We start from the raw sequence: 22,870 nt of genomic DNA, 5'->3' as shown, positions 1-22,870 counted from the left end.
AGCCCTTTGACAACCTCGACCGCCGTGTGGAACGGTCCAGACCATGAGAGCACCGACGATTCGCGACGTCGCCGAGCGGGCCGGAGTGTCGAAGTCGCTGGTCTCCCTCGTGCTGCGCGGCTCCGACCAGGTCCGTGACGAGAAGCGGCAGGCCGTGCTGGCCGCCGTCGAGGAGCTCGGCTACCGGCCCAACGCCGCCGCGCGCAGCCTCAGCGAACGGCGCACCCGTACGGTCGGGGTGCTCCTCAACGACATGCGCAACCCCTGGTTCGTGGAGCTGCTCGACGGCCTGAACTCCCGGCTGCACGACTCCGGGCTGCACATGCTGCTCGCCGACGGCCACCTCACCCGGCGTCTCGGCGAAGACCTCACCCGTACCTTCATGGACCTGGGGGTCGACGGGCTGATCGCCGTCGGCACGCTGCCGGTCTCCGAGGCACTGCGTACGGCGGCCGGGCGGATTCCCACCGTGGTCGCGGGTGCCCGGGAGCCCGTGCTGCCCGGCGTGGACATCGTCGCGGGTGACGACGAGCGCGGCGCCCGCCTCGCCACCGAGCACCTCATCGGCCTGGGCCACCGGCGTATCGCCCACATCGCGGGGCAGGGCATGGTCGGTGAGCTGCGCCGCCGCGGCTTCGAGGCGGTCATGCGCGAGCACGGACCGGCCGAGGCGGCGATCGTGGAGCAGGGCGACCTGACCGAGGAGGGCGGCTACCGGGCCACGGTCCGGCTGCTCAGCGCCCCTGAACGCCCCACCGCCGTCTTCGCGTTCAACGACATAGCCTGTGTCGGCGCCCTGTCGGCCGCCGAGGAGCTCGGCCTCCAGGTGCCGCGCGACCTTTCCCTCGTCGGCTACGACAACACGTACCTCTCACGCCTGCGGCACCTGTGGCTCACCACGGTGGACAACGCCAGCCATGACGTCGGCCGCCGCGCCGCCCAGTGCCTGCTCGACCGGATCGACGACCCCGCCCGCCCCGGCGAGGTCGTCCTCACCGCCCCGACCCTCGAAGTCCGCGGTACCACGGCACCACCGCGCGGTCGGGCCGGTGCCAAAACGGCGGTGGCATTGAGCTGATCGGCAGTGCTCGGCTACGGCCCCGTAGCGCAACTGGCCCCCTCTTGGAGCGAGTTGGGCCGAGCCGGACCGGGCCCGACCGAGGCGCCCAGCAACCCGGTCAGCAACGCGTCCGTCGCCGGGGCGAGCAGGCGCCTGCTGTCGGGCGCCGACTCCAGGCCGACGACCAGGGCGAGGCAGATGTCGGCGGCTTCCGCGGGCTCGACGCCGGCCGGGGAGACCGCCTCGGCGAAGAGGGCGATCAGGAGGCGACGCAGATCCCCGGTGAAGGTGTGGCAGACGTCGCCGAACAACCGGGCTTTCTCGTCGAGGAGTTCGGCCGTGTGCGGGGAGGCGCCGGCCAGCTGCAGCACCAGGTCGAGCTTGGCGGCGAGGACGCCCCGCACGCGCTCGGCGGGCGGGGCGTCCTCGGCGGCCGCCTCCCGGGCCCGGCCGAGCGCCTGCTCGTGCAGGCGTGCGGCGAGGCGGCGGAAGGCGTCGTCCTTGCTGCGGACGTACTGGTAGACCGCCGAGCGGGACACGCCCATGGTGGAGGCGATGTCGTCCATCGTTGTGCGCCGTACGCCGTACCGGGTCAGGCAGTCGTAGGCGGCGTCGAGGACCTCGTCGAGCCGGTCGGTGGCCATGAGGGTCAGCCCAGCTTCTTGAGCAGCTCGGCCGCGAGCGGGGCGGAGGAGGACGGGTTCTGGCCGGTGACCAGGTTGCGGTCGACGACCACCTTGGGGGCCCACGGCTCACCCTCCTGGAAGTCGACGCCCGCCTCGACCAGCCGGTCCTGGAGCAGCCACTTGGCCTTGTCGGCGAGACCCGCCTGGGTCTCCTCGGCGTTGGTGAAGGCGGAGACCCGGTAGCCCGCGAAGGCGTTGCCGCCGTCCTCGCGGGTGGCGGCGAGCAGCGCGGCCGGGGCGTGGCACACCACGCCGAGCGGCTTGCCCGAGTCGAGCGCAAGGGTGAGGAGCCGTCCGGAGTCGGCGTTGACCGCGAGGTCCTCCATGGGGCCGTGGCCGCCGGGGTAGAAGACGGCCGCGTAGTCGTCCAGGTCCACCTCCTCCAGCTTGATCGGCTGCTGGAGTTCGACCATCGAGGCAAGGACGTTCTCGATCCGGTCGGCGCCTTCCTGACCGCCGTTCACCTCGGGCGCCAGGCTGCCCCTGTCCACGGTCGGCACGACGCCGCCCGGCGTGGCGACGACGACCTCGTGGCCCGCGGCCTTGAAGGCCTCGTACGGGGCGACGGCCTCCTCGGCCCAGAAGCCGGTCGGGTGCCGGGTGCCGTCGGCGAGCGTCCAGTAGTCGACGCCGGTCATCACAAAAAGGATCTTTGACATGGTGTGTCTCTCCGAGGGTGCGGGCCCTGACGGACCTGAGGGCGGTGTCTTGGTCGTACGCCGCCCTGAACGGGCTCAGGCGGTCGAACGCCCTGAACGGGTGCAGGCGGTCGAACGCCCTGAACGGGTGCAGGCGGTCGAACGCCCTGACGCTGCGCGCTCAGATCGTCAGTGCGGCGATGTCCTCGACGGTATGCGGGCCGGACATAGGTGACCAATAGGGAAGCCGTTTGCAGGTATAGGACTTCCAATGGCTGGCCGGGAACCGGGGAGCGACACTCATGCAGTGCCGGGGGAGCCGAACTGTCGCGGTACGGAGGCGCGCTGTTCCAGGATCAGCAGAGCCTGCTCGGCCCAACGGATGTTCTCCCGCTCGTACGCGCGGCCCCCCATCAGCGTGAGATACGGGCCGACGCGATCGGCCCCGGCCAGATACTCGTCCTCGGTGCGCCCGTCGAGGAGCCGGGCACGGATCCGGTCGTAGTGGGCCAGCTTGCCGCGAGCCCATTCGAGTCGCTCGGTGATCGCCGCCCGTACGGCCTCGTCGTCCCCCTCGTCGACGGCGTAGACCTTGACCATCAACTCATCTCGCATGGCCGGGGGCTTCGCCGGCTCGGCGGTGAACGCGCGCAGGGCGCCGCGGCCCGCCTCGGTGAGGGAGAACACCCGCTTGTTCGGCCGACGTTCCTGCTGGACGAGTCGGGCCTCGATGAGCCCCTCGGACTCCATCCGGTCCAGCTCCCGGTACAGCTGCTGTGGAGTCGCCATCCAGAAATTGGCCACCGACGCGTCGAACCCCTTGGCCAGGTCGTATCCCGACGCCTCGCCCTCCAGAAGCGCGGCCAGGACCGCGTTGCGCAATGCCATGCCCCAAGGCTAGACGGCGCACATCCCCGCGACTAATCTGATGCGCACCTAATCAATTAGTTGAGTATCAAGAGAGGCGGGCGTGATGCATTCCTTCCGCAAGGCCGTGGAGGCGGGAGACTTCGCCGCGATCGAGGACATGCTGGCCGACGACGTCGTGTTCACCAGCCCCGTCGCCTTCAAGCCCTACCCGGGCAAGGCGATCACCGCGGCCATCCTGCGCGGCGTCTCCCGCGTCTTCACCGACTTCCGGTACGTCCGTGAGATCGCCGGTGCCGACGGCCGGGACCACGCGCTGCTCTTCGTTGCGAAGGTGGGAGACAAGGAGATCAACGGCTGCGACTTCCTGCACTTCGACGAGGACGGCCGGATCGACGACCTGATGGTCATGGTCCGCCCGCTGACCGCCGCCCAGGCGCTCTCCGAGGCGATGGGGGCGCAGTTCGAGCGGATCTCGCGCGAGGCGGCGGAGGCGTCGGGCGCGTAGGCAACGCTCCTGCGGCGCTCAGGGTTTGACGCGATTCCCCCCGGCTACCCGTGCCTGGTGACATCGACGACATCTCAGCAGCATCAGCGATACCGGCAATCCGAGCGGGAGTCCATCCGGTTCCTGGAGGACCGCTTCGCCTGCGCGCAGGCCTGCACCGAGTGCGCGCGGGCGTGCGCGCTGCGCGCGAGTGTGATGGATCCGGACGGGCCACGGGAACAGGAACTCCTGCGCCGCAAGGGGGTCATGTGCGCGGAAGTGTGCGACGCGACCTGTCTCGTACTGTCCGAACAGCTCCAGGACGAGAACGGCATCCGCGCCCGCGTGGAGTGGTGCCGCACCGTCTGCCTGGAGTGCGCGCAGGCCTTCGACCGGTATGCCGGCGCGGAGGACGGGGCGAAGGCCTGCCGCGAATGCGCCCAGGCGTGCACGGATTTCCTCGCGACGCTGCGCTGAGGACAGTGCGTGGGAAAGCCCGGTCCCGGTCGTGGAACGCGCATCGCCATTCCCAATTTCTGAAACGCGTTCTACGGTGTGCGCCGTCAGGTCGGCCTTGGGGAGCCAGGAGGCGCCGTGCATCTCGAATACACGCCGGAGCAGCAGCGGTTGCGCACCGAACTACGCGGCTACTTCGCCCGGTTGGTGCCGGACAACGCCTACGCCCGCTACGCGGACCCGGCCGCGCAGAAGCGCTTCTACCGTGAGACCATCCGCCGCCTCGGCGGCGACGGCTGGCTCGGCGTGGGCTGGCCCAAGGAGTACGGCGGGCGCGGGCTGAGCCCCATGGAGCAGTTCATCTTCTTCGACGAGGCGGCCCAGGCGGGCGTCCCGCTGCCGCTGATGGCGCTGAACACCGTCGGTCCGACGATCATGCAGTTCGGCACGGAGGAGCAGAAGGCGTACTTCCTGCCGAAGATCCTCTCCGGCGAGATCGACTTCGCGATCGGCTACAGCGAGCCGGACGCGGGCACGGACCTGGCCGCGCTCAAGACCAAGGCGGTGAGGGACGGCGACGAGTACGTCGTGAACGGGCAGAAGATCTGGACGACGAACGGCGACACCGCCGACTGGGTGTGGCTCGCCGTCCGCACCGATCCGGACGCCCCGCCCCACAAGGGCATCACCATGCTCCTGGTGCCGACCTCGGACCCCGGCTACTCGTGCACGATCATCAACACCCTCGCCTCGCACGACACCACCGCGAGCTACTACGAGAACATCCGCGTCCCCGTCTCGCGCCGGGTCGGCGAGGAGAACAAGGGCTGGCGGCTGATCACCAACCAGCTCAACCACGAACGCGTCACGCTCGCCGCCCACGGCACCATGGCGATCCGCGCCCTGCACGACGTCCAGCGCTGGGCCATGGAGACCAAGCTCGCCGACGGCCGCCGCGTCATCGACCTCTCGTGGGTGCGCCGCCGCCTGGCCCAGACCCACACCAGGCTCGACGCCATGAAACTCCTCAACTGGCAGATGGTGAACGCAGTCCAGGAAGGCACCCTCACCCCGCAGGACGCCTCCGCCGTCAAGGTGTACGGCTCCGAGGCGCGCCGCGACGCCTACGCCTGGCTGATGGAGGTCGTCGCCGCACCCGGCGTCCTCAAGGAGGGTTCCACCGGAGCCGTCCTCCACGGCGAACTGGAACGCGGCTACCGATCGGCGGTGATCTTCACATTCGGCGGCGGAAACAACGAGATCCAGCGCGAAATCATCTCATGGATCGGTCTGGGGATGCCGCGGGTCCGGCGTTAGCCTGCTGGTGTGGAGGCCTTTCAGACTGGTGACCCGGGGCTCTTCGGACCCTCCTCGGTGACCTGGCAGATGCACGGCGACCCGATGATGTGGGTCGCCGGGATCCGCGCGCTCTATCTCCAGGCCCTGCACCCGCGCACGGTGCGCGGGGTCATGCAGAACTCGGACTTCCGACGCGACGCCTGGGGCCGGTTGATGCGGACCGCGAACTTCGTCGGGACGACCACGTACGGCACCGGCGCAGCCGCCGAGAAGGCGGGCGCGCGGGTGCGGAAGATCCATACGATGCTCAAGGCCACGGACCCGGGCACCGGGGAGCGGTACCGGATCGACGAACCCGAGCTGCTCCTGTGGGTGCACTGCGCGGAGATCGACTCCTATCTGCATGTCCTGCGCCGGTCGGGGTTCCGTCTCACGGACGCGCAGGCCGACCGCTACATCGGTGAACACCGCGTCAGCGCCCGGCTGGTGGGGCTGGATCCCGCCGACGTGCCCGCGAATCAGGCGGAGTTGGCGGCCTACTTCGAGAAGGTGCAGCCGGAGCTGGCGGCGGGGCCCGAGGCGCGGGAGGTGGACGACTTCCTGGTGCGTCCGCCGACCCACCCCTTGCTCGTCCCGGCGCGCGCACTGCTGTGGCGGCGCGTGGCGCATCTGGCGTACGCCTCTCTGCCGCCGTACGCCCACGAGTTGTACGGCAGGGCGGCCCCGCCGCCCGCCGCAGTGACTCGGCGCCTGCGTGTCACGGGCACCTTGCTGCGCTGTATTCCCGCACGTCTGCGCTGGCAACTCCCGCCCAAACACATTGTGCGCGCCATGTCACGGCTCGGCCCCGGCTCGCGCCCCGCGCCATACAAAGTCGGCAGATAGGTCGCCATACTGGACGGACCGGGGGAGGGCGCGGGGCTGAGCAGCGACGGGGGCGATCGCACGAGATGGCGGAGACCAGGCTGATCCAGAGCCGGTACCGACTGCTCGATCTGATCGGGCGTGGCGGCATGGGCGAGGTGTGGCGGGCGCGCGACGAGTCGCTGGGCCGGCAGGTGGCGGTCAAGTGCCTCAAGCCGCTCGGCCCGCACCACGATCAGTCCTTCACTCGTGTCCTGCGGGAGCGGTTTCGGCGGGAGGCCCGGGTGGCCGCGGCTCTCCAGCACCGCGGGGTGACCGTCGTCCACGACTTCGGCGAGTCGGACGGCGTGCTGTATCTGGTGATGGAGCTGTTGGAGGGCCGGAATCTGAGCCAGCTCCTGGAGGACAACAAGCAGCATCCGTTGCCGGTCGCCGATGTCGTCGAGATCGCCGAGCAGGTCGCCGCCGCGCTCGCGTACACCCACCAACAGGGCATCGTGCACCGGGACCTGAAGCCCGCGAACATCATGCGACTCGCCGACGGCACGGTGAAGATCTGCGACTTCGGGATCGCTCGGCTCGGCCATGACATCGGCTTCACGGCACGGCTGACCGGCACCGGCATCGCGATGGGCACCCCCCACTACATGTCGCCGGAACAGATCAGCGGCGCCCATGTCGACCAGCGCAGCGACCTGTACTCCTTCGGATGCGTGCTCTACGAAATCGCCACCGGGGCGCCGCCGTTCGACCTCGACGACGCCTGGGCCGTCCTCGTGGGTCACCGTGACACGCCGCCCGCACCGCCCCGCAGCCACCGGGCCGAACTCCCCGAGTACGTCGAGAAGATCATCCTGGACCTGCTCGCCAAACGGCCCGACCAGCGCCCGCAGGACGCCCGTGAACTCGGCCGCCGCATCAGCGCGGGCCGCACCACACCCGTGTACGTGCCGACCGTGGTGACCCCGGCCCTGCGGCACCCCGCCGCGGAGCAGGGTCCCTCGGCGGCCGCGGCGTCCCGCCCCGAACTGCCGCCGTCCCGCGAACCCCGGTTGCCGTCCTGGACCCGGGGCATGACCACCGGTCACAAGGCGACCGGCGCCGGACTGCGCACCACCCCGCCGGACGCGGCCGCGGGCCTCACCGGAGAGTGGATCGCCCGCCCTTCCACGGCCCTCGCACGCGAGCCCGAGCGCCACGAACGGCCCACCCCCTCACCGGAGTTGATCACCACCTTGGTGGGGCGGCACAACGCCGGTCTGAGCCTGGGGCGGCTCGGCCGGTGGACCGAGGCGGGCGAGGTGCACCGCGCGGTCGCCGCAGAACGGGAACACGCCCTCGGGCCCGACCACCCCGACACGCTCGCCAGCCGGTACGAGGTCGGCTTCACCCTCAGCCGCACCGGACGCCCGGCCGAGGCGCTGCGCGAGTACGCCCATGTCGCCCAGGTCAGGGAGCGGGTGCTCGGCGCCGACCACCCCGACACACTGGCAGCCCGCCAGGAAATGGCGTACGTACTGGGCCAGTTGGGGCGCCATTTCGAGGCGCACCAGGCCTACACGTCCGTGCTCGGCGTCCGGGAGCGCGCGATGGGGCCCGACCACCCCGACACCCTGCGCTGCCGTCACAACCTCGCCTTCAACCTGAGCAGGCTCGGGCGCCTGGAGGACTCGTACCGCATGGCGACCGAGGTCGCCGCCGCCCGCGCCCGGGTGCTCGGCCCGACCCACCCCGACACGCTCGTCACCCGGTACGAAGTCGCTTACGCGCTCGGCCAGTTGGGGCGCTGGCCCGAGGCTCTGCACACCTACCAGGAGGTGGCCGAGGCCCGTGCGCAGGCGCTGGGCCCCGACCACCCGGACACGCTGGCCGCCCGCTACGAGGTAGGCATCAGCCTCGGCCGGCTAGGCCGCAGTGCGCAGGCTCTGGAGCTGTACCGCGACCTGATCGACGACCGCACCCGGGTGCACGGTCCCGCGCACCCCGAAACCCTGCGCGCCCGGCACGGCCTCGGGGTGAACCTCGGCCGCATGGGCCGCTGGGAGGAGGCCCTCGCCGAGTCCCGCGACGTCTGCGCCATCCGCGAGCGTGTCCTCGGCGCCGACCACCCGGACACCCTCGTCAGCCGCCGAGAGGTCGCCGTCGGCCTCGGCTGGCTGGGCCGCTGGGGCGACGCGCTCATCGAGTACCGCCGCGTCGCCACCGCCCGCGAGCGGGTGCTCGGCGCCGACCATCCCGACGCCCTCGCCAGCCGGAACGACGAGGCCCACTGCCTGGAGCAGCTGGGGCGTGGCCAGGAGGCCGTCGAACTGTATCGGCGGGTGGCGGCGTTACGGCAGCAGCGGGCGGCCGGGGGGCACTGAGCTTCTCCCCGCCTCGGGGCACCACGCCTGCGCCGAGGTGTCCACTTCCTCGTCCGGGTGCCCGCCGCTTGCCGCGCACCCCTGGCCGACCTAGATCATCACGTGCTACGAAGAACCATGCCTGCACACGAGGGATACGACGCCGTGATCGTCGGCGGGGGCCACAACGGACTGGTCGCCGCCGCCTACCTGGCCCGGGCCGGCCGGTCCGTGCTGGTGCTGGAGCGCCTGGGGAACACCGGGGGCGCCGCCGTGTCCACCCGGCCGTTCGCCGGGGTCGACGCGCGCCTGTCGCGCTACTCGTATCTGGTGAGCCTGCTGCCCCGGAAGATCGTCCGGGATCTGAGCCTCGACTTCCGGGTCCGTGGGCGCACCATCTCGTCGTACACGCCCGTCGAGCGCGACGGCCGGCCCACCGGACTGCTCGTCGGCGGCGGCGAGCGGCGCACCCGCGAGGCCTTTGCCCGGCTGACCGGATCGGACCGCGAGTACGAGGCCTGGCAGCGCTTCTACGGGATGACGGGCCGCGTCGCCCAGCGGGTGTTCCCGACGCTCATCGAGCCGCTCCCGGCGCGCGACGAACTGCGCGGTCGCATCGACGACGAGGACGCCTGGCGGATGCTCTTCGAGGAGCCGATCGGCACGGCCGTCGAGGAGTACTTCGCCGACGATCTCGTACGCGGTGTCGTCCTGACCGACGCCCTCATCGGGACCTTCGCCGACGCCCACGACCCCTCGCTGCGGCAGAACCGCTGCTTCCTCTACCACGTGATCGGCGGCGGCACCGGCGCCTGGGACGTGCCCGTCGGCGGCATGGGCGCACTCACCGACGCGATCGCCGCGGCGGCGCGCAACGCGGGCGCAGTGATCGCCACCGGCCACGAGGTGCTGCGGATCGAGACGGACGGCGAGGCCGCCGAGGTCACCTACCGGACCGTGGACGGGGAGGGCGTCGTCGCCGCCCGGCACGTCCTCGTCAACGCGTCGCCGCAGGAGCTCGCGCACCTCACAGGCGATGAGCCGCCCACCCCGGCCGAGGGCGCGCAGCTCAAGGTGAACATGCTGCTCAAGCGGCTGCCGAGGCTGCGCGACGCGTCCGTCGACCCGCGCGAGGCGTTCTCCGGCACCTTCCACATCGCCGAGGGCTACGAGCAGTTGGCACGAGCCCACGCCCAGGCGGCGTCCGGGGAGCTGCCCACCGCCCCGCCTTCCGAGATCTACTGCCACTCGCTCACCGACCCGAGCATCCTCGGCCAGGACCTGGTCGAGCAGGGCTATCAGACCCTCACCCTCTTCGGCCTCCACACACCCGCCCGACTGTTCGAGCGCGACAACGACTCCGTACGGGAGGAGCTGCTGAAGTCGACGCTGGCGCAGCTGGACGCGCACCTCGCCGAACCGCTCGCCGACTGCCTCGCGACCGATGCGGACGGCCGCCCGTGCATCGAGGCGAAGACCCCGCTCGACCTGGAGCGCGACCTGCGGCTGCCCGGCGGCAACATCTTCCACCGCGACCTCGCCTTCCCGTACGCGCAGGAAGGTACGGGCCGCTGGGGCGTCGAGACCCGGCACGCGAACGTGCTGCTGTGCGGGGCGGGCGCGGTACGGGGCGGCGGCGTGAGCGGGGTGCCCGGGCACAACGCGGCGATGGCGGTGCTGGAGGACAAAGCCCAGGTGTAGTGATCACGGGCGTTGACCACGCTCGTGATCAAGAGACCGGGCCGCTCTCGACCTCGCTGTGCGGCCGCTCGCCTTCAGTCCCGGGATGCCACCCAACCCACCGCCTCGATCCGCGCGGCGTCAGCAGGGCGTGCCTCGTCGAAGGCGACCCGGTCCCCGGCCTCGACCCGCAGCCCGTCGACGTACGCGCCACGGCCGACGTACAGCCGATCGGTCGTGTACCGCCAGCGCAGCGCGAGCCGCTGCGCCCGGGGCAGGTCCGCGGTGAGCCGGTGCCACACCCGCCCCGACCAGCCGGTGGCCGTACCGGCCGGATGCTCCTGCGGGTCCTCGCCCGGCAGTACCGTCCTGAACGGGACCGGCTGCCAGGTCGTCGCGTCGTCGGCCGAGGCCTCCAGGAAGAGCGGGTCCGACTGGGGTTCGGTGTCCCACCACAGGGCGCAGTCCATGCGCGCGGGGCCCGCCGTGGTGTCGAGCACGGGCAGCGTCAGTGTCGCCGTTGCCGCGCTCGCCATTCCGGAGAACCAGGACGTGCGGCCGCGCGCGGGGCGCACCGGTACGGCGCGCGCCAGGTTGTTCGCGGCGGCGACCCGGGGAGCGGAACCGGATCGCCAACCGCGCACCGGATGGACGGAGTTGCCGAGGACGATCAGGAAGGAGTCGGTCGTCGGGTCGAGGACGAGCGAGGTGCCGGTGAAGCCGGTGTGGCCCGCGGTGCGCGGCGTGGCCATCGCGCCCATGTACCAGTGCTGGTAGAGCTCGAAGCCGAGGCCGTGCTCGTCGCCGGGGAAGGCGGTGTTGAAGTCGGTGAACATCAGGTCCACCGTCTCCGGCTTCAGGATGCGCGCCTTGCCGTACGTGCCGCCGTTCAGCAGCGTACGGCCGAGGATCGCGAGGTCCCACGCGCAGGAGAAGACGCCCGCATGACCCGCCACCCCACCCAGGGAGTACGCGTTCTCGTCGTGCACCTCGCCCCACACGAGCCCGCGGTTCAGGCCCGACCAGGGCAGCCGGGCGTCCTCGGTGGCCGCGATCTTCGGTTTCCACGAGGCGGGCGGGTTGTAGCGGGTGCGGTGCATGCCGAGCGGGGCGGTGATCTCGTCGTGGAGGAGTGCGTCGAGGCTGCGGCCGCTGATCTTCTCGAGCACCAGCTGGAGCGAGATGAGATTCAGGTCCGAGTAGAGGTACTTGGTGCCCGGCGGGTTGAGCGGTGCCTCGTCCCAGATGAGCTGGAGTTTTCCCTCGCGGGTCGGCGCGTTGTAGAGAGGGATCCAGGCGCGGAATCCCGAGGTGTGGGTGAGGAGTTGGCGGATCGTGATGTCCTGCTTGCCGCCGCCGGCGAACTCCGGGAGGTACGAGGCGACCGTCGCCTCCAGTTCCAGGGCGCCGCGCTCCATCTGCTGCACGGCGAGGATCGAGGTGAACAGCTTCGAGACGGAGGCGAGGTCGTAGACCGTGTCCCCGGCGGCCGCGATCTGCTGATCGGCCGGGAACTCGACGCCGGTGTCCGTCTTCTCGTCGTACGCCGAGTAGCGCACCGCCATGCCGATCGGCTGATGCAGGGCCACGGTCCCGCCGCGTCCGGCAAGGAGCACGGCGCTCGCGTACCAGGGGTGCTTGGGGGAGGGGCCGAGGAACGCCTCCGCGTCGGTGACCAGTTGGCGCAGGTGCTCCGGCAGCAGACCCGCGCGCTCGGCCGTACCGTGACACAGTGTCGGGCGACCGGACGCGTCCGAGGCCGCCGCCGGTCCTGCCGGGAAAGGCGCGACGGCCAGGGCTCCGCCCACGGCCAGTACTCTTCGGCCCAGTTGACGACGGGTCAGCCCGTCGCATGCTCTGTCCTTCGCACCTTCGGTCATCGAGAGGCCTCCCGCCGCGCCGCCTGAAAGTATCTTTCCCGGTTCGCCTTGCGGAGTGAAACTTTCCTGTCAGGCGTGGGTGTGTCAAGACTCCCTGGATGGCTTGAAGGAATCTGACGGAGCATCAGAAAACCCCTTCCCTCGTCCGGAGGACTGCGGCATCCTGCGGCCATGCAGACGGAGCTGAGCAAGAAACTGGGAGTCGAGCACGCCATCTTCGGCTTCACGCCGTTTCCCGCCGTCGCCGCGGCCATCAGCCGCGCGGGCGGATTCGGTGTGCTCGGCGCGGTCCGCTACACCGCACCCGACGACCTCAAACGCGACCTCGACTGGATCGAGGCGAACGTCGACGGCAGGCCCTACGGACTGGACGTCGTGATGCCCGCCAAGAAGGTCGAGGGCGTCAGCGAGGCCGATGTCGAGGCGATGATCCCCGAGGGGCACCGGCAGTACGTCAAGGACACCCTCGCGAAATACGGCGTGCCCGAACTCGCCGAGGGCGAAGCGTCGGGGTGGCGCATCACGGGGTGGATGGAGCAGGTCGCCCGCACCCAGCTCGACGTCGCCTTCGACTATCCGATCAAACTGCTCGCCAACGCGCTGGGCTCACCACCCGTCGACGTGGTCGAGCGCGCCCATGACAAAGGCGTCCTGGTCGCCGCGCTCGCGGGCAGCGCCCGGCACGCGCGCAAGCACGCCGAGGCCGGCATCGACATCGTCGTCGCCCAGGGGTACGAGGCGGGCGGGCACACGGGCGAGATCGCCTCGATGGTGCTCACGCCCGAAGTCGTGGACGCCGTCGACCCGTTGCCCGTGCTGGCGGCCGGTGGCATCGGCAGCGGACAGCAGGTGGCCGCCGCGCTCAGCCTCGGCGCCCAAGGCGTGTGGCTGGGCTCCGTGTGGTTGACCGTCACCGAGGCCGAGATGCACTCGCGCGCCGTGACCCGGAAACTGCTCGCAGCCGGCTCCGGCGACACGGTCCGCTCCCGCGCCCTGACCGGTAAGCCGGCGCGCCAGCTGCGCACCGAGTGGACCGACGCCTGGGACGACCCGAACGGCCCCGGCACGCTCCCCATGCCGCTCCAGGGGCTGCTCGTGGCCGAGGCGGTCTCGCGCATCCAGAAGTACGAGGTGGAGCCACTGCTCGGCACGCCCGTCGGACAGATCGTCGGCCGGATGAACAGCGAACGCAGCGTCCAGGCCGTCTTCGACGACCTGACACGGGGCTTCGAGCAGGCCGTCGATCGCATCGACCGCATTGCCGGAAGGAGCGCCCAGTCGTGAGCACGCCGCCGAACGGTTTTTGGGCCCAGGCCGCCGCCGACCCCGGGCGCATCGCCCTCGTCACGCCGCGCGGAGAGGAATGGACAGCGGGACGGCTGCACGCCGCGGCCAACCGACTCGTCCACGGGCTGCGCGCCGCGGGCCTCGAACGCGGCGACGCCTTCGCGGTCGTCCTGCCCAATGGCGTCGAGTTCTTCGTCGCCTACCTCGCGGCCTCGCAGGCCGGCTTCTATCTCGTCCCCGTCAACCACCACCTCGTCGGCCCCGAGATCGCCTGGATCGTCTCCGACTCGGGTGCGAAGGTGCTCATCGCCCACGAGCGGTTCGCGGACGCCGCCCGGCACGCCGCGGACGAGGCGAAGGTCCCGGCCACGCATCGCTACGCGGTCGGTTCGGTCGAGGGCTTCCGGCCGTACGTCGAACTCCTCGACGGACAGCCCGAGTCGGCGCCGACGGACCGCACCCTCGGCTGGGTCATGAACTACACCTCGGGCACCACGGGGCGCCCCCGCGGCATCCGGCGCCCACTGCCCGGCAAACTCCCCGAGGAGTCGTACCTCGGCGGCTTCCTGGGCATCTTCGGCATCAAGCCCTACGGCGACAACGTGCACCTGGTCTGCTCGCCGCTCTACCACACCGCGGTGCTGCAATTCGCCGGCGCGTCCCTGCACATCGGTCATCGTCTTGTGCTGATGGACAAGTGGACGCCCGAGGAGATGCTCCGTGTCATCGACGCCCGCAAGTGCACGCACACCCATATGGTCCCGACCCAGTTCCACCGTCTGCTGGCGCTTCCCGACGAGGTGCGGGCGCGCTATGACGTGTCGTCCATGCGGCACGCCATCCATGGCGCCGCCCCGTGCCCGGACCATGTGAAACGAGCCATGATCGAGTGGTGGGGCCACAGTGTCGAGGAGTACTACGCGGCCAGTGAGGGCGGTGGCGCCTTCGCGACCGCCGAGGACTGGCTGAAGAAGCCCGGCACGGTCGGCAAGGCGTGGCCCATCAGCGAACTCGCCGTCTTCGACGACGACGGCAACCGACTGCCGCCCGGTGAACTCGGCACCGTCTACATGAAGATGAGCACCGGCGGATTCTCGTACCACAAGGACGAGACCAAGACGAAGAAGAACCGCATCGGCGACTTCTTCACCGTAGGAGACCTCGGCTACCTCGACGAGGACGGCTATCTCTTCCTCCGTGACCGCAAGATCGACATGATCATCTCGGGTGGAGTCAACATCTACCCGGCCGAGATCGAGGCCGCGCTGCTCTCCCACCCCGCCGTCGCGGACGCGGCCGCCTTCGGTATCCCGCACGACGACTGGGGCGAGGAGGTCAAGGCCGTCGTCGAGCCCGCCCCCGGCCATGAGCCGGGCCCGGCCCTCGCCGCCGCGGTCCTGGACCATTGCGAGCGGCAGCTCGCCGGGTACAAACGTCCCAAGAGTGTCGACTTCATCGAGGCCATGCCGCGTGATCCGAACGGGAAGCTGTACAAGCGGCGGCTGCGGGATCCGTACTGGGAGGGCCGCTCACGGGCGGTGTGACACAGGCTCCACTGTTGTGGCGCAGGTCACATTCGCGACCTGTCACACCAAGGCGCACTCGCCCGTCCTGATGCCGAAACGCCCCCGGGAGCCGTTCACCGGACTGCCCGGGGGCCCGACATCAGGAGATGGATTGCCATGCGTGTACTCGTCGCCGGAGCCACCGGAGTCATCGGGCGGGCGCTCGTCCCGCTGCTCACCTCGGTCGGCCATGACGTAGTAGCCCTGTCGCGTACGCCGGGTGACGGCACCGTCGCCGCCGACGCCCTCGACCGCTCTGCCCTGCACCGGGCCGTCCGCGAGGCGGCCCCCGACGCGGTGGTCAACATGCTCACCGCCATCCCGGCCGCCATCGACCCGCGCCACCTGGCCCGCGACTTCGCCCTGACCAACCGGCTGCGCACCGAGGGCACCCGCAATCTCTACGAGGCCGCACACGACGCCGGGGTCGAGAAGTTCGTCGCGCAGGGACTCGCGTATGCCTACGACCCGGCCGGTCAGGGCGCGGCGGACGAGGACGCCCCGCTGTGGCAGCGTCCGCCGAAGCAGTTCGTGCCGGTGCTCGAGGCGCTCAAGGAGCTGGAACTGCGCACCGCCGACGCCGGCGGCACGGTCCTGCGCTTCGGGCACCTCTACGGGCCCGGCACGATCTACGCCCCCGACGGCTCCTTCATGCGGCAGGTCGGGGCGGGGAAGGTCCCGTTGGTCGGCGGCGGACACTCGGTGTTTTCCTTCACGCACACCCATGACGCGGCCACCGCGGTGATCGCCGCGCTCGACAAGCCCGCGAGCCGCCCGTTGAACATCGTCGACGACCACCCGGCGCCGCTGCGCGAGTGGCTGCCCGAGCTGGCCCGCGTGATCGGCGCCCCGCAGCCCAAGAAGGCGCCGGCGGCGCTCGCACGGCTCGCCGTCGGCGGCTGGGGGGTGGCGTTCATGAACGGACTGCGCGGAGCCGACAACGCCCGCGCCGTGCTCACCCTCGACTGGCGGCCCCGGTACGCCTCCTGGCGCGAGGGATTCGCGGCCGAGTTGAATGGCGCGACGACCCCCCGGTAAGGCGTACAACCAGGAGGAAAGGAACGTGAGTTGGAGACTTCCGAGACGGCGGGCGAAGCTGCGGCGACCGAGCGGTTCGAGGCGTACCGCCCGCTGCTGCTCGGCCTCGCCTACCGGCTGCTCGGCAGCATGTGGGACGCCGAGGACGTCGTCCAGGACGCCTACCTCCGCTGGACGAGCACCGACCGGGCGGACATCCGCGAGCCGCGCGCCTTTCTCATCACCATCGTCTCCCGGCTCGCCCTGGACCAGCTGCGCTCGGCCCGCGTGACCCGGGAGGCGTACACCGGGCCGTGGCTCCCGGAGCCCGTCGCGACGGAGGCGCTCGGCCCGCTCGACACGGCCGAGCTGCGCGACACCGTGGCCTATGCGACCGTGCATCTGATGGAGCGTCTGTCGCCGCCGGAGCGCGCCGTGTTCGTCCTGCGGGAGGCCTTCGAGCTGCCGTACGACGAGATCGCGCGCGTCCTCGACACGACACCCGCCAACTGTCGCCAGATGCACCACCGCGCGGGCCGTCATCTCGCCTCCGGGCGCGACAAGTTCACCCTCTCCGACTCCGAACACGCCGAACTGCTCATCCGCTTCCTGGACGCCGCGCAGGGCGGTGACCTCGCCGGCCTGACCGACCTCCTGACCGAGGACGTGGTCGCGTGGAACGACGGTGGCGGCAAGGTCAGGGCGGCGCTGCGCCCGATCGAGGGGCGCGAGCACGTGATCGCGTTCATGGCCGGTCTGGTCGCCCGCTATCCGTTCGGCGCGGCACGCGTCGTGGACGCGAACGGGGCGCCCGCGCTGGCGCTGACGGTCGACGGTGTCGAGCAGGTCGTCACCGTCTCCGTGCGCGAGGGGCGCATCGACGGCGTCTACGCGGTGCTCAACCCCGACAAGCTGGGGCACATGGCGCTGTGACGCGTGGGGGCGCGGCGTCCGTACGCCGCGCCCCCTGTGGTCAGCGGTGGTCGCCGACCCGGATCACCCGCAGCCCCGGCGAGGACAGGATGTCCTTCTCGCAGAACCGCGACGTCACCCACCGCTCGCCCGAGAACAGCCGCGTCTGGTCGCTGTAGTGCGGCGAGTTCGGGTTCGACGACTGGGAATACGTCAGGAGGGTGCGGGCGACCGGGCAGCGGCTGCCGTCCCAGCCGACTGCCTGGATGTACGACGACCCGGTGGTGACCTCGGTGTATCCACCGGCCGCCGGGTTCCACACCGGCTCGACCTTGTTCCACACGCCGAGTGACTCCGTGCCACCCGGCACGGGAATGCGCTGCTCACCGCGCACGACGAACTGGTTCGCGCCGAGCCGCGCGTCCAGCGCGATGCCCGCCGTACGCAACTCGGTCACCGTGTCCGCGAGGGCCGTGGTGAAGCCCGGCGCATCGCTGTTGAGCGTGTTCGGGGTACGGACCGGGTCCGCCGCCGAGAACGGGACCTTCCACAGCTGCGCGGCCGGCACCGCGGCCGTCAGCTTCCGCCAGAACCGGTCGAAGAGCAGCGCGCCCCGGCTGTCGATGTTCATGGTGTGGTCCCACGACCCCAACACAGCGCAGGCCTCGGTCACATCAACGGCCTTGCCGCCACTGCCCGTTGCGGTGCCGCCCGGCAGTGCGGCACACGCACGCGCCGCGTCGTCCGCCACGAGATCACCCGCGGGCACCCGGTTCGCGAACTGCTGCGCCTGAAGGTCCCGTACCGTCAGACGCCCCTTCGCGGCCATCGCCGTGACGTCCTCGACCGCGCCGCGCGTGCGCGTCGAGCGCTGCGTGCCGATCGTGCCGAAGACCCGCTCGTACCCGGTCAGTGGCCGGTCCGCATTGGCCAGCCAGGCACTGTCGTTGGAATTCTCCGCGTACGGCGCGTCCGTGAGCACCGGCATCTTCGCGGGCCCGAAGATCCCCGGCTGTACGGCGTCCGGGTCGCTGCCCAGCGCGCAGTCCCCGCGCGAGCCGTCGAGGATCGCCACACCCGCCGACGGATAGGTGACCTTGCCCAGCGACGTCGAGCAGCGCTGCGCCAACTCGTCCGTGATGCGCGGGAGTACCTGCGATTGGGTGAACAGCGAGTGGCCGCCCGAATCGGCGGCGATCGTGTTCACCCACGGCAGCCCCTGGGTGTGCCGGAGGGCCGTGAGGACGTCGGCCGTGCTGTGGGCCTTGCTGAAGCCGAGCGCGGTGTCGGAGGCGCGGAGGTTGGCCGCGTTCGGGTCGTTCAGCGCGTACGCCGTCGTGGCGGTCCAGGGGAGCGGCAGTTGCGTGCCCAGTGAGGTGACAACCGGGCCGTACCGGGTCCACCACTGGGTGCGCGTCACCGGCGTGCCGTCCTTCACATCGACGGTCACGGTCCGCTTGGTCATGCGCTCCGGCGTGCCGTTCACCAGATACGTCGTCGGATCGGCCGGATCGAGCGTCAGCTGATGGAGGTTGAGCGTGACGCCCGTCGCGACGGTGTGGCTCCATGCCACGTGCGCGTTGTGCCCGATGGATATCGTCGCAGAGCCGAGCAGCGCACCGCCCGCCACGTTCAGCTCACCGGGGATGGTCTGCTGCATCTGCCAGAAGCGGCGGCCGCCCTGCCAGGGGTAGTGCGGATTGCCGAGGAGCAGGCCGCGGCCGTTCTCCGTCGTGGCACCGCTGAAGGCGACCGCGTTGGATCCCATGTCCGCGGTGTCGAAGAGTTCCCGCGCGGCTTCGGCGGTCTGCTTCGCGTCGGGGGCGGCGGTGCTCTGCTTGCCGGGTGTACTCGTGACAGTGGACGTCGTCGGCGCCTGTGCGGCCGTGATGCCGTCGACCGCGCGGCCCTGGCCCCCGAGGCCGGCCAGCGCGAAGTTGCGTGCGGCCACGTCCATGGCGGTGACCGGGCGGACCCAGGCGGCGCCCTGGCATGCGGGGTCCGTGATCCGGTTCCGGGCGAGCCAGGCGTTGTAGCCGGCCGCCCAGCCGCGCATCAGGTCCTTGACCTGGCGGCTCGGCCCCAGCGGTGCGGGCTCGGCCAGCAGTTTCTCCACCGTGCCCGTCTCCCGCACCCCGCGGAAGTACAGGTCGCTGGAGAGGTTCTTTGCCGCCGAGGACAGCGAGCCGTCGGGTGCCGCGTCGGGCCCGAAGAAGCGGGACCGCTCGCCGCGCACGGTCACGAAGCCGTCGGCGAGGGTGCACACCTGGTCGTTGGCCTGCGCCCAGCCGGTGCCGAAGCCGAGGTTCGCGTAGTCCTTCGCGACGATGTGCGGGATGCCGTACTCGGTGTAGCGGATCACGGCCGACAGGCCGCCGTGCGAGGGATGTTCCTGACGGCCCTGTCGCTGGGCCGCGGCGGCGGGCAGCGAAGCCGTGGCGGTGAGCAGGGCCACGGCCATGACGACGAAGCGTCTCAGGCGGGTGCGCATCGTGCCTCCCAACATCATGGGGGGAAGGGGTGGTTGAGCGTACCAACGGGTATGTGCGGCGGCGGGGTCGCTGTCACGATCTCCCTGCATCGGTTCCGGCCCTTCGAGTCCGGCTCGAAGTCGTCCCGTGTCCCCATCCTTGACGTCGTCCCTGCCTTCTCCTTGACCTCCCCGCGCCGCGGACCGAGGATCATGTGTCATGACGCCTGGACACGGCAGCACGGTTGACGGGGTGCTGCGACGCAGCGCCCGGCGCACCCCGGCACGCGTCGCGCTCGACTACCGCGAACGCTCCTGGACCTACGCGGAACTCGACGAGGCCGTCTCCCGCGCCGCGAGCGTGCTCCTCGACCAGGGGCTCGCCCCCGGCGACCGGGTCGGCGCCTACGGCCACAACTCGGACGCGTATCTGATCGGCTTCCTCGCCTGCGCCCGCGCGGGACTCGTGCACGTACCGGTCAACCAGAACCTGACCGGCGACGACCTCGTGTACATCGTCGACCAGTCCGGGAGCACGCTGGTCCTGGCCGACCCCGACCTCGCCGGTCAACTCCCGTGCGGCGTACGTTGGTTGCCGCTGCGCGACGCCGACGACTCACTGCTCGCCCGGCTGGACACAGCCCCACCGTACGACGGCGCCGAGCCGCGCGGCGACACGCTCGTGCAGCTGCTCTACACGTCGGGCACGACGGCCCTTCCGAAGGGCGCGATGATGACGCACCGCGCCCTGGTGCACGAGTACCTGAGCGCGATCACCGCCCTCGACCTGAGCGCGGGGGACCTCCCCGTGCACTCGCTGCCGCTCTACCACTCGGCACAGATGCATGTGTTCCTGCTCCCGTATCTCGCGGTCGGCGCGTCGAATGTCATCCTCGACTCGCCCGACGCCGACCAGCTCTTCGACCTGATCGAGACGGGCCGCGCCGACAGCCTCTTCGCCTCGCCCACCGTGTGGATCGGCCTGTCGAACCGTCCCGACTTCACGACGCGCGATCTGAGCGGGCTGCGCAAGGCGTACTACGGCGCGTCGATCATGCCGGTGCCGGTCCTGGAGAGGCTGCGCGAACGGCTGCCGAAACTGGCCTTCTACAACTGCTTCGGCCAGAGCGAGATCGGCCCCCTGGCCACGGTCCTCGGACCCGACGAGCACAAGGGGCGGATGGACTCCTGCGGACGTCCCGTCCTCTTCGTGGACGCCCGAGTGGTCGACGAGAACGGCAAGGACGTGCCCGACGGGACACCCGGTGAAGTCGTCTACCGCTCACCGCAGTTGTGCGAGGGCTACTGGGACAAGCCCGAGGAGACGGCCGAAGCCTTCCGCGACGGCTGGTTCCACTCCGGGGACCTCGCCGTGCGGGACGACGACGGTTACTTCACCGTCGTCGACCGGGTGAAGGACGTCATCAACTCCGGTGGCGTACTGGTCGCTTCACGCCAGGTCGAGGACGCCCTCTACACACACGACCAGGTCGCCGAAGTGGCCGTGATCGGTCTCGCCGACGAGCGCTGGATCGAAGCGGTCACCGCCGTCGTCGTCCCCCGGGGCGAGGTCACCGAGGCCGAACTCATCGCCCACGCCCGCGGCAAGCTCGCCCACTTCAAGGCGCCCAAGCGGGTCCTGTTCGTGGACGAACTGCCGCGCAACGCGAGCGGGAAGATCCTCAAGCGGGAGCTGCGGGACCGGTTCGCGGACCAGTCTTCCGACTCTTCTTCGAGCCCTTCTGCGGATGCCTGAACAGCACGGTCTCGTAGGCGAGTCCGGGGCCCACCGCGAGCACGACACCCCCAACTCCCGGGCTCGCAGGCGTCGGCCGGCGTGTCACGCAGGGCGTGCAGCACGGTAAAGGAGGCCATGTTGCCGCAGTGGGCCGGCAGCACGAGGCGGCGCGTGCGCGGGGTGATCCCGGAAGGTCGCTCTGGCGAGCCTCAATGCGGACGCAGGTCCACGATCCGTCTGATCTTCCCCACCGACCGTTCCAGCGACTCCGGTTCGACGATCTCGACCATGACCGACACGCCGATGCCATCCTTCACGGCCGTCGTGATGGCCTGTGCGGCCGCCTCGCGGATCTCGGGTGTGGCGCCGGACCGCGCTTCGGCCCGCACGGTGAGTGCGTCGAGGCGGCCCTCACGGGTCAGACGCAGCTGGAAGTGTGGGGCGACGCCCGGCGTGCGGAGCACGATCTCCTCGATCTGCGTCGGGAAGAGATTGACGCCCCGCAGGATCACCATGTCGTCACTGCGGCCGGTGATCTTCTCCATCCGGCGGAAGACCCGCGCCGTCCCGGGCAGCAGCCGCGTCAAGTCCCGGGTCCGGTAACGGATGACGGGCATGGCCTCCTTGGTGAGCGAGGTGAAGACCAGCTCGCCCTCCTCGCCGTCCGGCAGCACCTCGCCGGTGATCGGGTCGACGACCTCCGGATAGAAGTGGTCCTCCCAGATGTGCAGCCCGTCCTTGGTGTCGACGCACTCCTGTGCCACACCCGGGCCGATCACCTCCGACAGGCCGTAGATGTCCACCGCGTCGATCGCGAACCGCTCCTCGATCTCCCGCCGCATCTCCTCGGTCCACGGCTCGGCGCCGAAGATCCCCACGCGCAGGGAGGTGCCCCGCGGGTCGACGCCCTGCCGCTCGAACTCGTCGAGCAGCGTCAGCATGTACGAGGGGGTCACCATGATGATCTCGGGCTTCAGGTCCTGGATCAGCTGGACCTGACGGGCCGTCATGCCTCCGGAGGCGGGGATCACCGTACAACCGAGCCGTTCGGCGCCGTAGTGTGCGCCGAGTCCGCCGGTGAACAGCCCATAGCCGTACGCCACATGGACCTTGTCACCCGGGCGTCCGCCCGCCGCGCGAATCGAGCGGGCCACCATGTCGGCCCACATGGAGAGGTCGTTCTCCGTGTAGCCGACGACCGTGGGGCGGCCGGTCGTACCACTCGACGCGTGGATGCGCCGGATCCGGTCCTGCGGCACGGCGAACATTCCGTACGGGTAGTTCTCGCGCAGGTCGCCCTTGACCGTGAACGGGAATCGCGCCAGGTCGGCGAGCGCGCGGCAGTCGTCCGGGCGCACCCCCGCCTTGTCGAAGGACTCCCGGTAGAACGGCACGTTCTCGTACGCGTGCCGCAGCGACGCCCGCAGTCGCTCCAGCTGGAGCTCCCGCAATCCGTCCGCGTCGAGCCGCTCTCCGGCGTCGAGCAGACCCTTCGGGTCCCTGGAATCCGCCATAGGGACTTCTCCCTCACCAACCGCACGATTACGGGCGACCGATCATTCGGTCGAGCTGTTCAGGATCAGTAATTCAGGTGTCATGGCTCAGTGCAAGAGGTCGGTGAC

Annotated in this window: 18 protein-coding genes; 12 read left to right on the top strand and 6 right to left on the bottom strand. The window is 70.6% G+C overall.

Features of this window, described 5'->3' with window-relative positions; genetic code table 11:
* The first annotated feature begins 43 nt into the window (after window positions 1-43).
* Window positions 44-1,078, top strand: coding sequence for a LacI family DNA-binding transcriptional regulator (locus IEY95_RS00370; protein WP_189183771.1), 1,035 nt, complete (start codon window positions 44-46; stop codon window positions 1,076-1,078).
* Window positions 1,079-1,092: 14 nt separating this feature from the next.
* Here IEY95_RS00370 and IEY95_RS00365 read toward each other — a convergent pair whose 3' ends face one another.
* The 3 genes from IEY95_RS00365 to IEY95_RS00355 form a co-directional block, all read right to left on the bottom strand.
* A complete protein-coding gene (locus IEY95_RS00365; RefSeq protein ID WP_189183770.1) occupies window positions 1,093-1,704 on the bottom strand; it encodes a TetR/AcrR family transcriptional regulator in 612 nt (203 codons plus the stop codon).
* Between the two features lie 5 nt (window positions 1,705-1,709).
* Window positions 1,710-2,405 carry a type 1 glutamine amidotransferase domain-containing protein gene (locus IEY95_RS00360; RefSeq protein ID WP_189183769.1) on the bottom strand — a complete coding sequence of 232 codons (696 nt, stop codon included), beginning with the start codon at window positions 2,403-2,405 and terminating at the stop codon, window positions 1,710-1,712.
* Window positions 2,406-2,684: 279 nt separating this feature from the next.
* Complete coding sequence (locus IEY95_RS00355) at window positions 2,685-3,272, bottom strand: PadR family transcriptional regulator (protein WP_189183768.1); 588 nt, start codon at window positions 3,270-3,272, stop codon at window positions 2,685-2,687.
* An 85-nt stretch (window positions 3,273-3,357) separates the two neighbouring features.
* On the opposite strand from IEY95_RS00355, the gene IEY95_RS00350 reads away from it, so the two are divergent.
* From IEY95_RS00350 to IEY95_RS00325, 6 genes are all read left to right on the top strand, one after another.
* Window positions 3,358-3,759, top strand: coding sequence for a nuclear transport factor 2 family protein (locus IEY95_RS00350; protein ID WP_189184573.1), 402 nt, complete (start codon window positions 3,358-3,360; stop codon window positions 3,757-3,759).
* Window positions 3,760-3,816: 57 nt separating this feature from the next.
* Window positions 3,817-4,215, top strand: coding sequence for a four-helix bundle copper-binding protein (locus tag IEY95_RS00345; protein WP_189183767.1), 399 nt, complete (start codon window positions 3,817-3,819; stop codon window positions 4,213-4,215).
* A gap of 117 nt (window positions 4,216-4,332) precedes the next feature.
* Window positions 4,333-5,511 (top strand): acyl-CoA dehydrogenase family protein, encoded by a 1,179-nt coding sequence (locus IEY95_RS00340; protein WP_189183766.1) that lies wholly within the window; start codon window positions 4,333-4,335, stop codon window positions 5,509-5,511.
* Between the two features lie 69 nt (window positions 5,512-5,580).
* Window positions 5,581-6,378 (top strand): oxygenase MpaB family protein, encoded by a 798-nt coding sequence (locus IEY95_RS00335; RefSeq protein WP_189184572.1) that lies wholly within the window; start codon window positions 5,581-5,583, stop codon window positions 6,376-6,378.
* 65 nt (window positions 6,379-6,443) lie between these two features.
* Entirely contained in the window at window positions 6,444-8,720 is a 2,277-nt protein-coding gene (locus IEY95_RS00330; RefSeq protein WP_189183765.1) for a serine/threonine-protein kinase, read from the top strand.
* A gap of 117 nt (window positions 8,721-8,837) precedes the next feature.
* Window positions 8,838-10,400, top strand: coding sequence for a phytoene desaturase family protein (locus tag IEY95_RS00325; RefSeq protein WP_189183764.1), 1,563 nt, complete (start codon window positions 8,838-8,840; stop codon window positions 10,398-10,400).
* A gap of 74 nt (window positions 10,401-10,474) precedes the next feature.
* On the opposite strand, the gene IEY95_RS00320 is transcribed toward IEY95_RS00325, so the two are convergent.
* Complete coding sequence (locus IEY95_RS00320) at window positions 10,475-12,259, bottom strand: serine hydrolase domain-containing protein (RefSeq protein ID WP_189183763.1); 1,785 nt, start codon at window positions 12,257-12,259, stop codon at window positions 10,475-10,477.
* Window positions 12,260-12,430: 171 nt separating this feature from the next.
* Between IEY95_RS00320 and IEY95_RS00315 the strand changes: the two genes are divergently transcribed.
* From IEY95_RS00315 to IEY95_RS00300, 4 genes are all read left to right on the top strand, one after another.
* A complete protein-coding gene (locus IEY95_RS00315) occupies window positions 12,431-13,543 on the top strand; it encodes an NAD(P)H-dependent flavin oxidoreductase (RefSeq protein ID WP_189183762.1) in 1,113 nt (370 codons plus the stop codon).
* On the top strand, window positions 13,540-15,090 hold the full coding sequence (locus tag IEY95_RS00310) for an acyl-CoA synthetase (RefSeq protein WP_189183761.1): 1,551 nt from the start codon (window positions 13,540-13,542) through the stop codon (window positions 15,088-15,090). The genes IEY95_RS00315 and IEY95_RS00310 overlap by 4 nt, the downstream gene beginning before the upstream one ends.
* A gap of 138 nt (window positions 15,091-15,228) precedes the next feature.
* A complete protein-coding gene (locus IEY95_RS00305) occupies window positions 15,229-16,149 on the top strand; it encodes an NAD-dependent epimerase/dehydratase family protein (RefSeq protein ID WP_189183760.1) in 921 nt (306 codons plus the stop codon).
* Between the two features lie 30 nt (window positions 16,150-16,179).
* Window positions 16,180-17,061, top strand: coding sequence for an RNA polymerase sigma-70 factor (locus tag IEY95_RS00300; RefSeq protein WP_189183759.1), 882 nt, complete (start codon window positions 16,180-16,182; stop codon window positions 17,059-17,061).
* Window positions 17,062-17,101: 40 nt separating this feature from the next.
* Here IEY95_RS00300 and IEY95_RS00295 read toward each other — a convergent pair whose 3' ends face one another.
* The gene (locus IEY95_RS00295; RefSeq protein WP_189183758.1) at window positions 17,102-19,531 is read right to left on the bottom strand and encodes a penicillin acylase family protein; all 2,430 of its coding nucleotides are present in this window, start codon (window positions 19,529-19,531) and stop codon (window positions 17,102-17,104) included.
* Between the two features lie 199 nt (window positions 19,532-19,730).
* Between IEY95_RS00295 and IEY95_RS00290 the strand changes: the two genes are divergently transcribed.
* Complete coding sequence (locus IEY95_RS00290; protein ID WP_189183757.1) at window positions 19,731-21,266, top strand: acyl-CoA synthetase; 1,536 nt, start codon at window positions 19,731-19,733, stop codon at window positions 21,264-21,266.
* 191 nt (window positions 21,267-21,457) lie between these two features.
* On the opposite strand, the gene paaK is transcribed toward IEY95_RS00290, so the two are convergent.
* The gene (paaK, locus tag IEY95_RS00285) at window positions 21,458-22,762 is read right to left on the bottom strand and encodes a phenylacetate--CoA ligase PaaK (protein ID WP_189183756.1); all 1,305 of its coding nucleotides are present in this window, start codon (window positions 22,760-22,762) and stop codon (window positions 21,458-21,460) included.
* Window positions 22,763-22,870: the final 108 nt, after the last annotated feature.

The sequence above is a fragment of the Streptomyces albiflavescens genome (genome assembly GCF_014645835.1).
GTDB lineage: Bacteria > Actinomycetota > Actinomycetes > Streptomycetales > Streptomycetaceae > Streptomyces > Streptomyces albiflavescens.
The sequence above is the reverse complement of the archived record's forward strand: the minus strand, read 5'-3'. Positions and strand labels throughout refer to the sequence as shown.

Coding starts and splice junctions, on each gene's coding strand:
- IEY95_RS00315 (WP_189183762.1), top strand. CDS start 12,431: ATGCAGACGGAGCTGAGCAAGAAACTGGGAGTCGAGCACGCCATCTTC.
- IEY95_RS00320 (WP_189183763.1), bottom strand. CDS start 12,259: ATGACCGAAGGTGCGAAGGACAGAGCATGCGACGGGCTGACCCGTCGT.
- IEY95_RS00335 (WP_189184572.1), top strand. CDS start 5,581: ATGCACGGCGACCCGATGATGTGGGTCGCCGGGATCCGCGCGCTCTAT.
- IEY95_RS00295 (WP_189183758.1), bottom strand. CDS start 19,531: ATGCGCACCCGCCTGAGACGCTTCGTCGTCATGGCCGTGGCCCTGCTC.
- IEY95_RS00290 (WP_189183757.1), top strand. CDS start 19,731: ATGACGCCTGGACACGGCAGCACGGTTGACGGGGTGCTGCGACGCAGC.
- IEY95_RS00325 (WP_189183764.1), top strand. CDS start 8,838: ATGCCTGCACACGAGGGATACGACGCCGTGATCGTCGGCGGGGGCCAC.
- IEY95_RS00365 (WP_189183770.1), bottom strand. CDS start 1,704: ATGGCCACCGACCGGCTCGACGAGGTCCTCGACGCCGCCTACGACTGC.
- IEY95_RS00350 (WP_189184573.1), top strand. CDS start 3,358: ATGCATTCCTTCCGCAAGGCCGTGGAGGCGGGAGACTTCGCCGCGATC.
- IEY95_RS00330 (WP_189183765.1), top strand. CDS start 6,444: ATGGCGGAGACCAGGCTGATCCAGAGCCGGTACCGACTGCTCGATCTG.
- IEY95_RS00360 (WP_189183769.1), bottom strand. CDS start 2,405: ATGTCAAAGATCCTTTTTGTGATGACCGGCGTCGACTACTGGACGCTC.
- IEY95_RS00355 (WP_189183768.1), bottom strand. CDS start 3,272: ATGGCATTGCGCAACGCGGTCCTGGCCGCGCTTCTGGAGGGCGAGGCG.
- IEY95_RS00370 (WP_189183771.1), top strand. CDS start 44: ATGAGAGCACCGACGATTCGCGACGTCGCCGAGCGGGCCGGAGTGTCG.
- IEY95_RS00305 (WP_189183760.1), top strand. CDS start 15,229: ATGCGTGTACTCGTCGCCGGAGCCACCGGAGTCATCGGGCGGGCGCTC.
- paaK (WP_189183756.1), bottom strand. CDS start 22,762: ATGGCGGATTCCAGGGACCCGAAGGGTCTGCTCGACGCCGGAGAGCGG.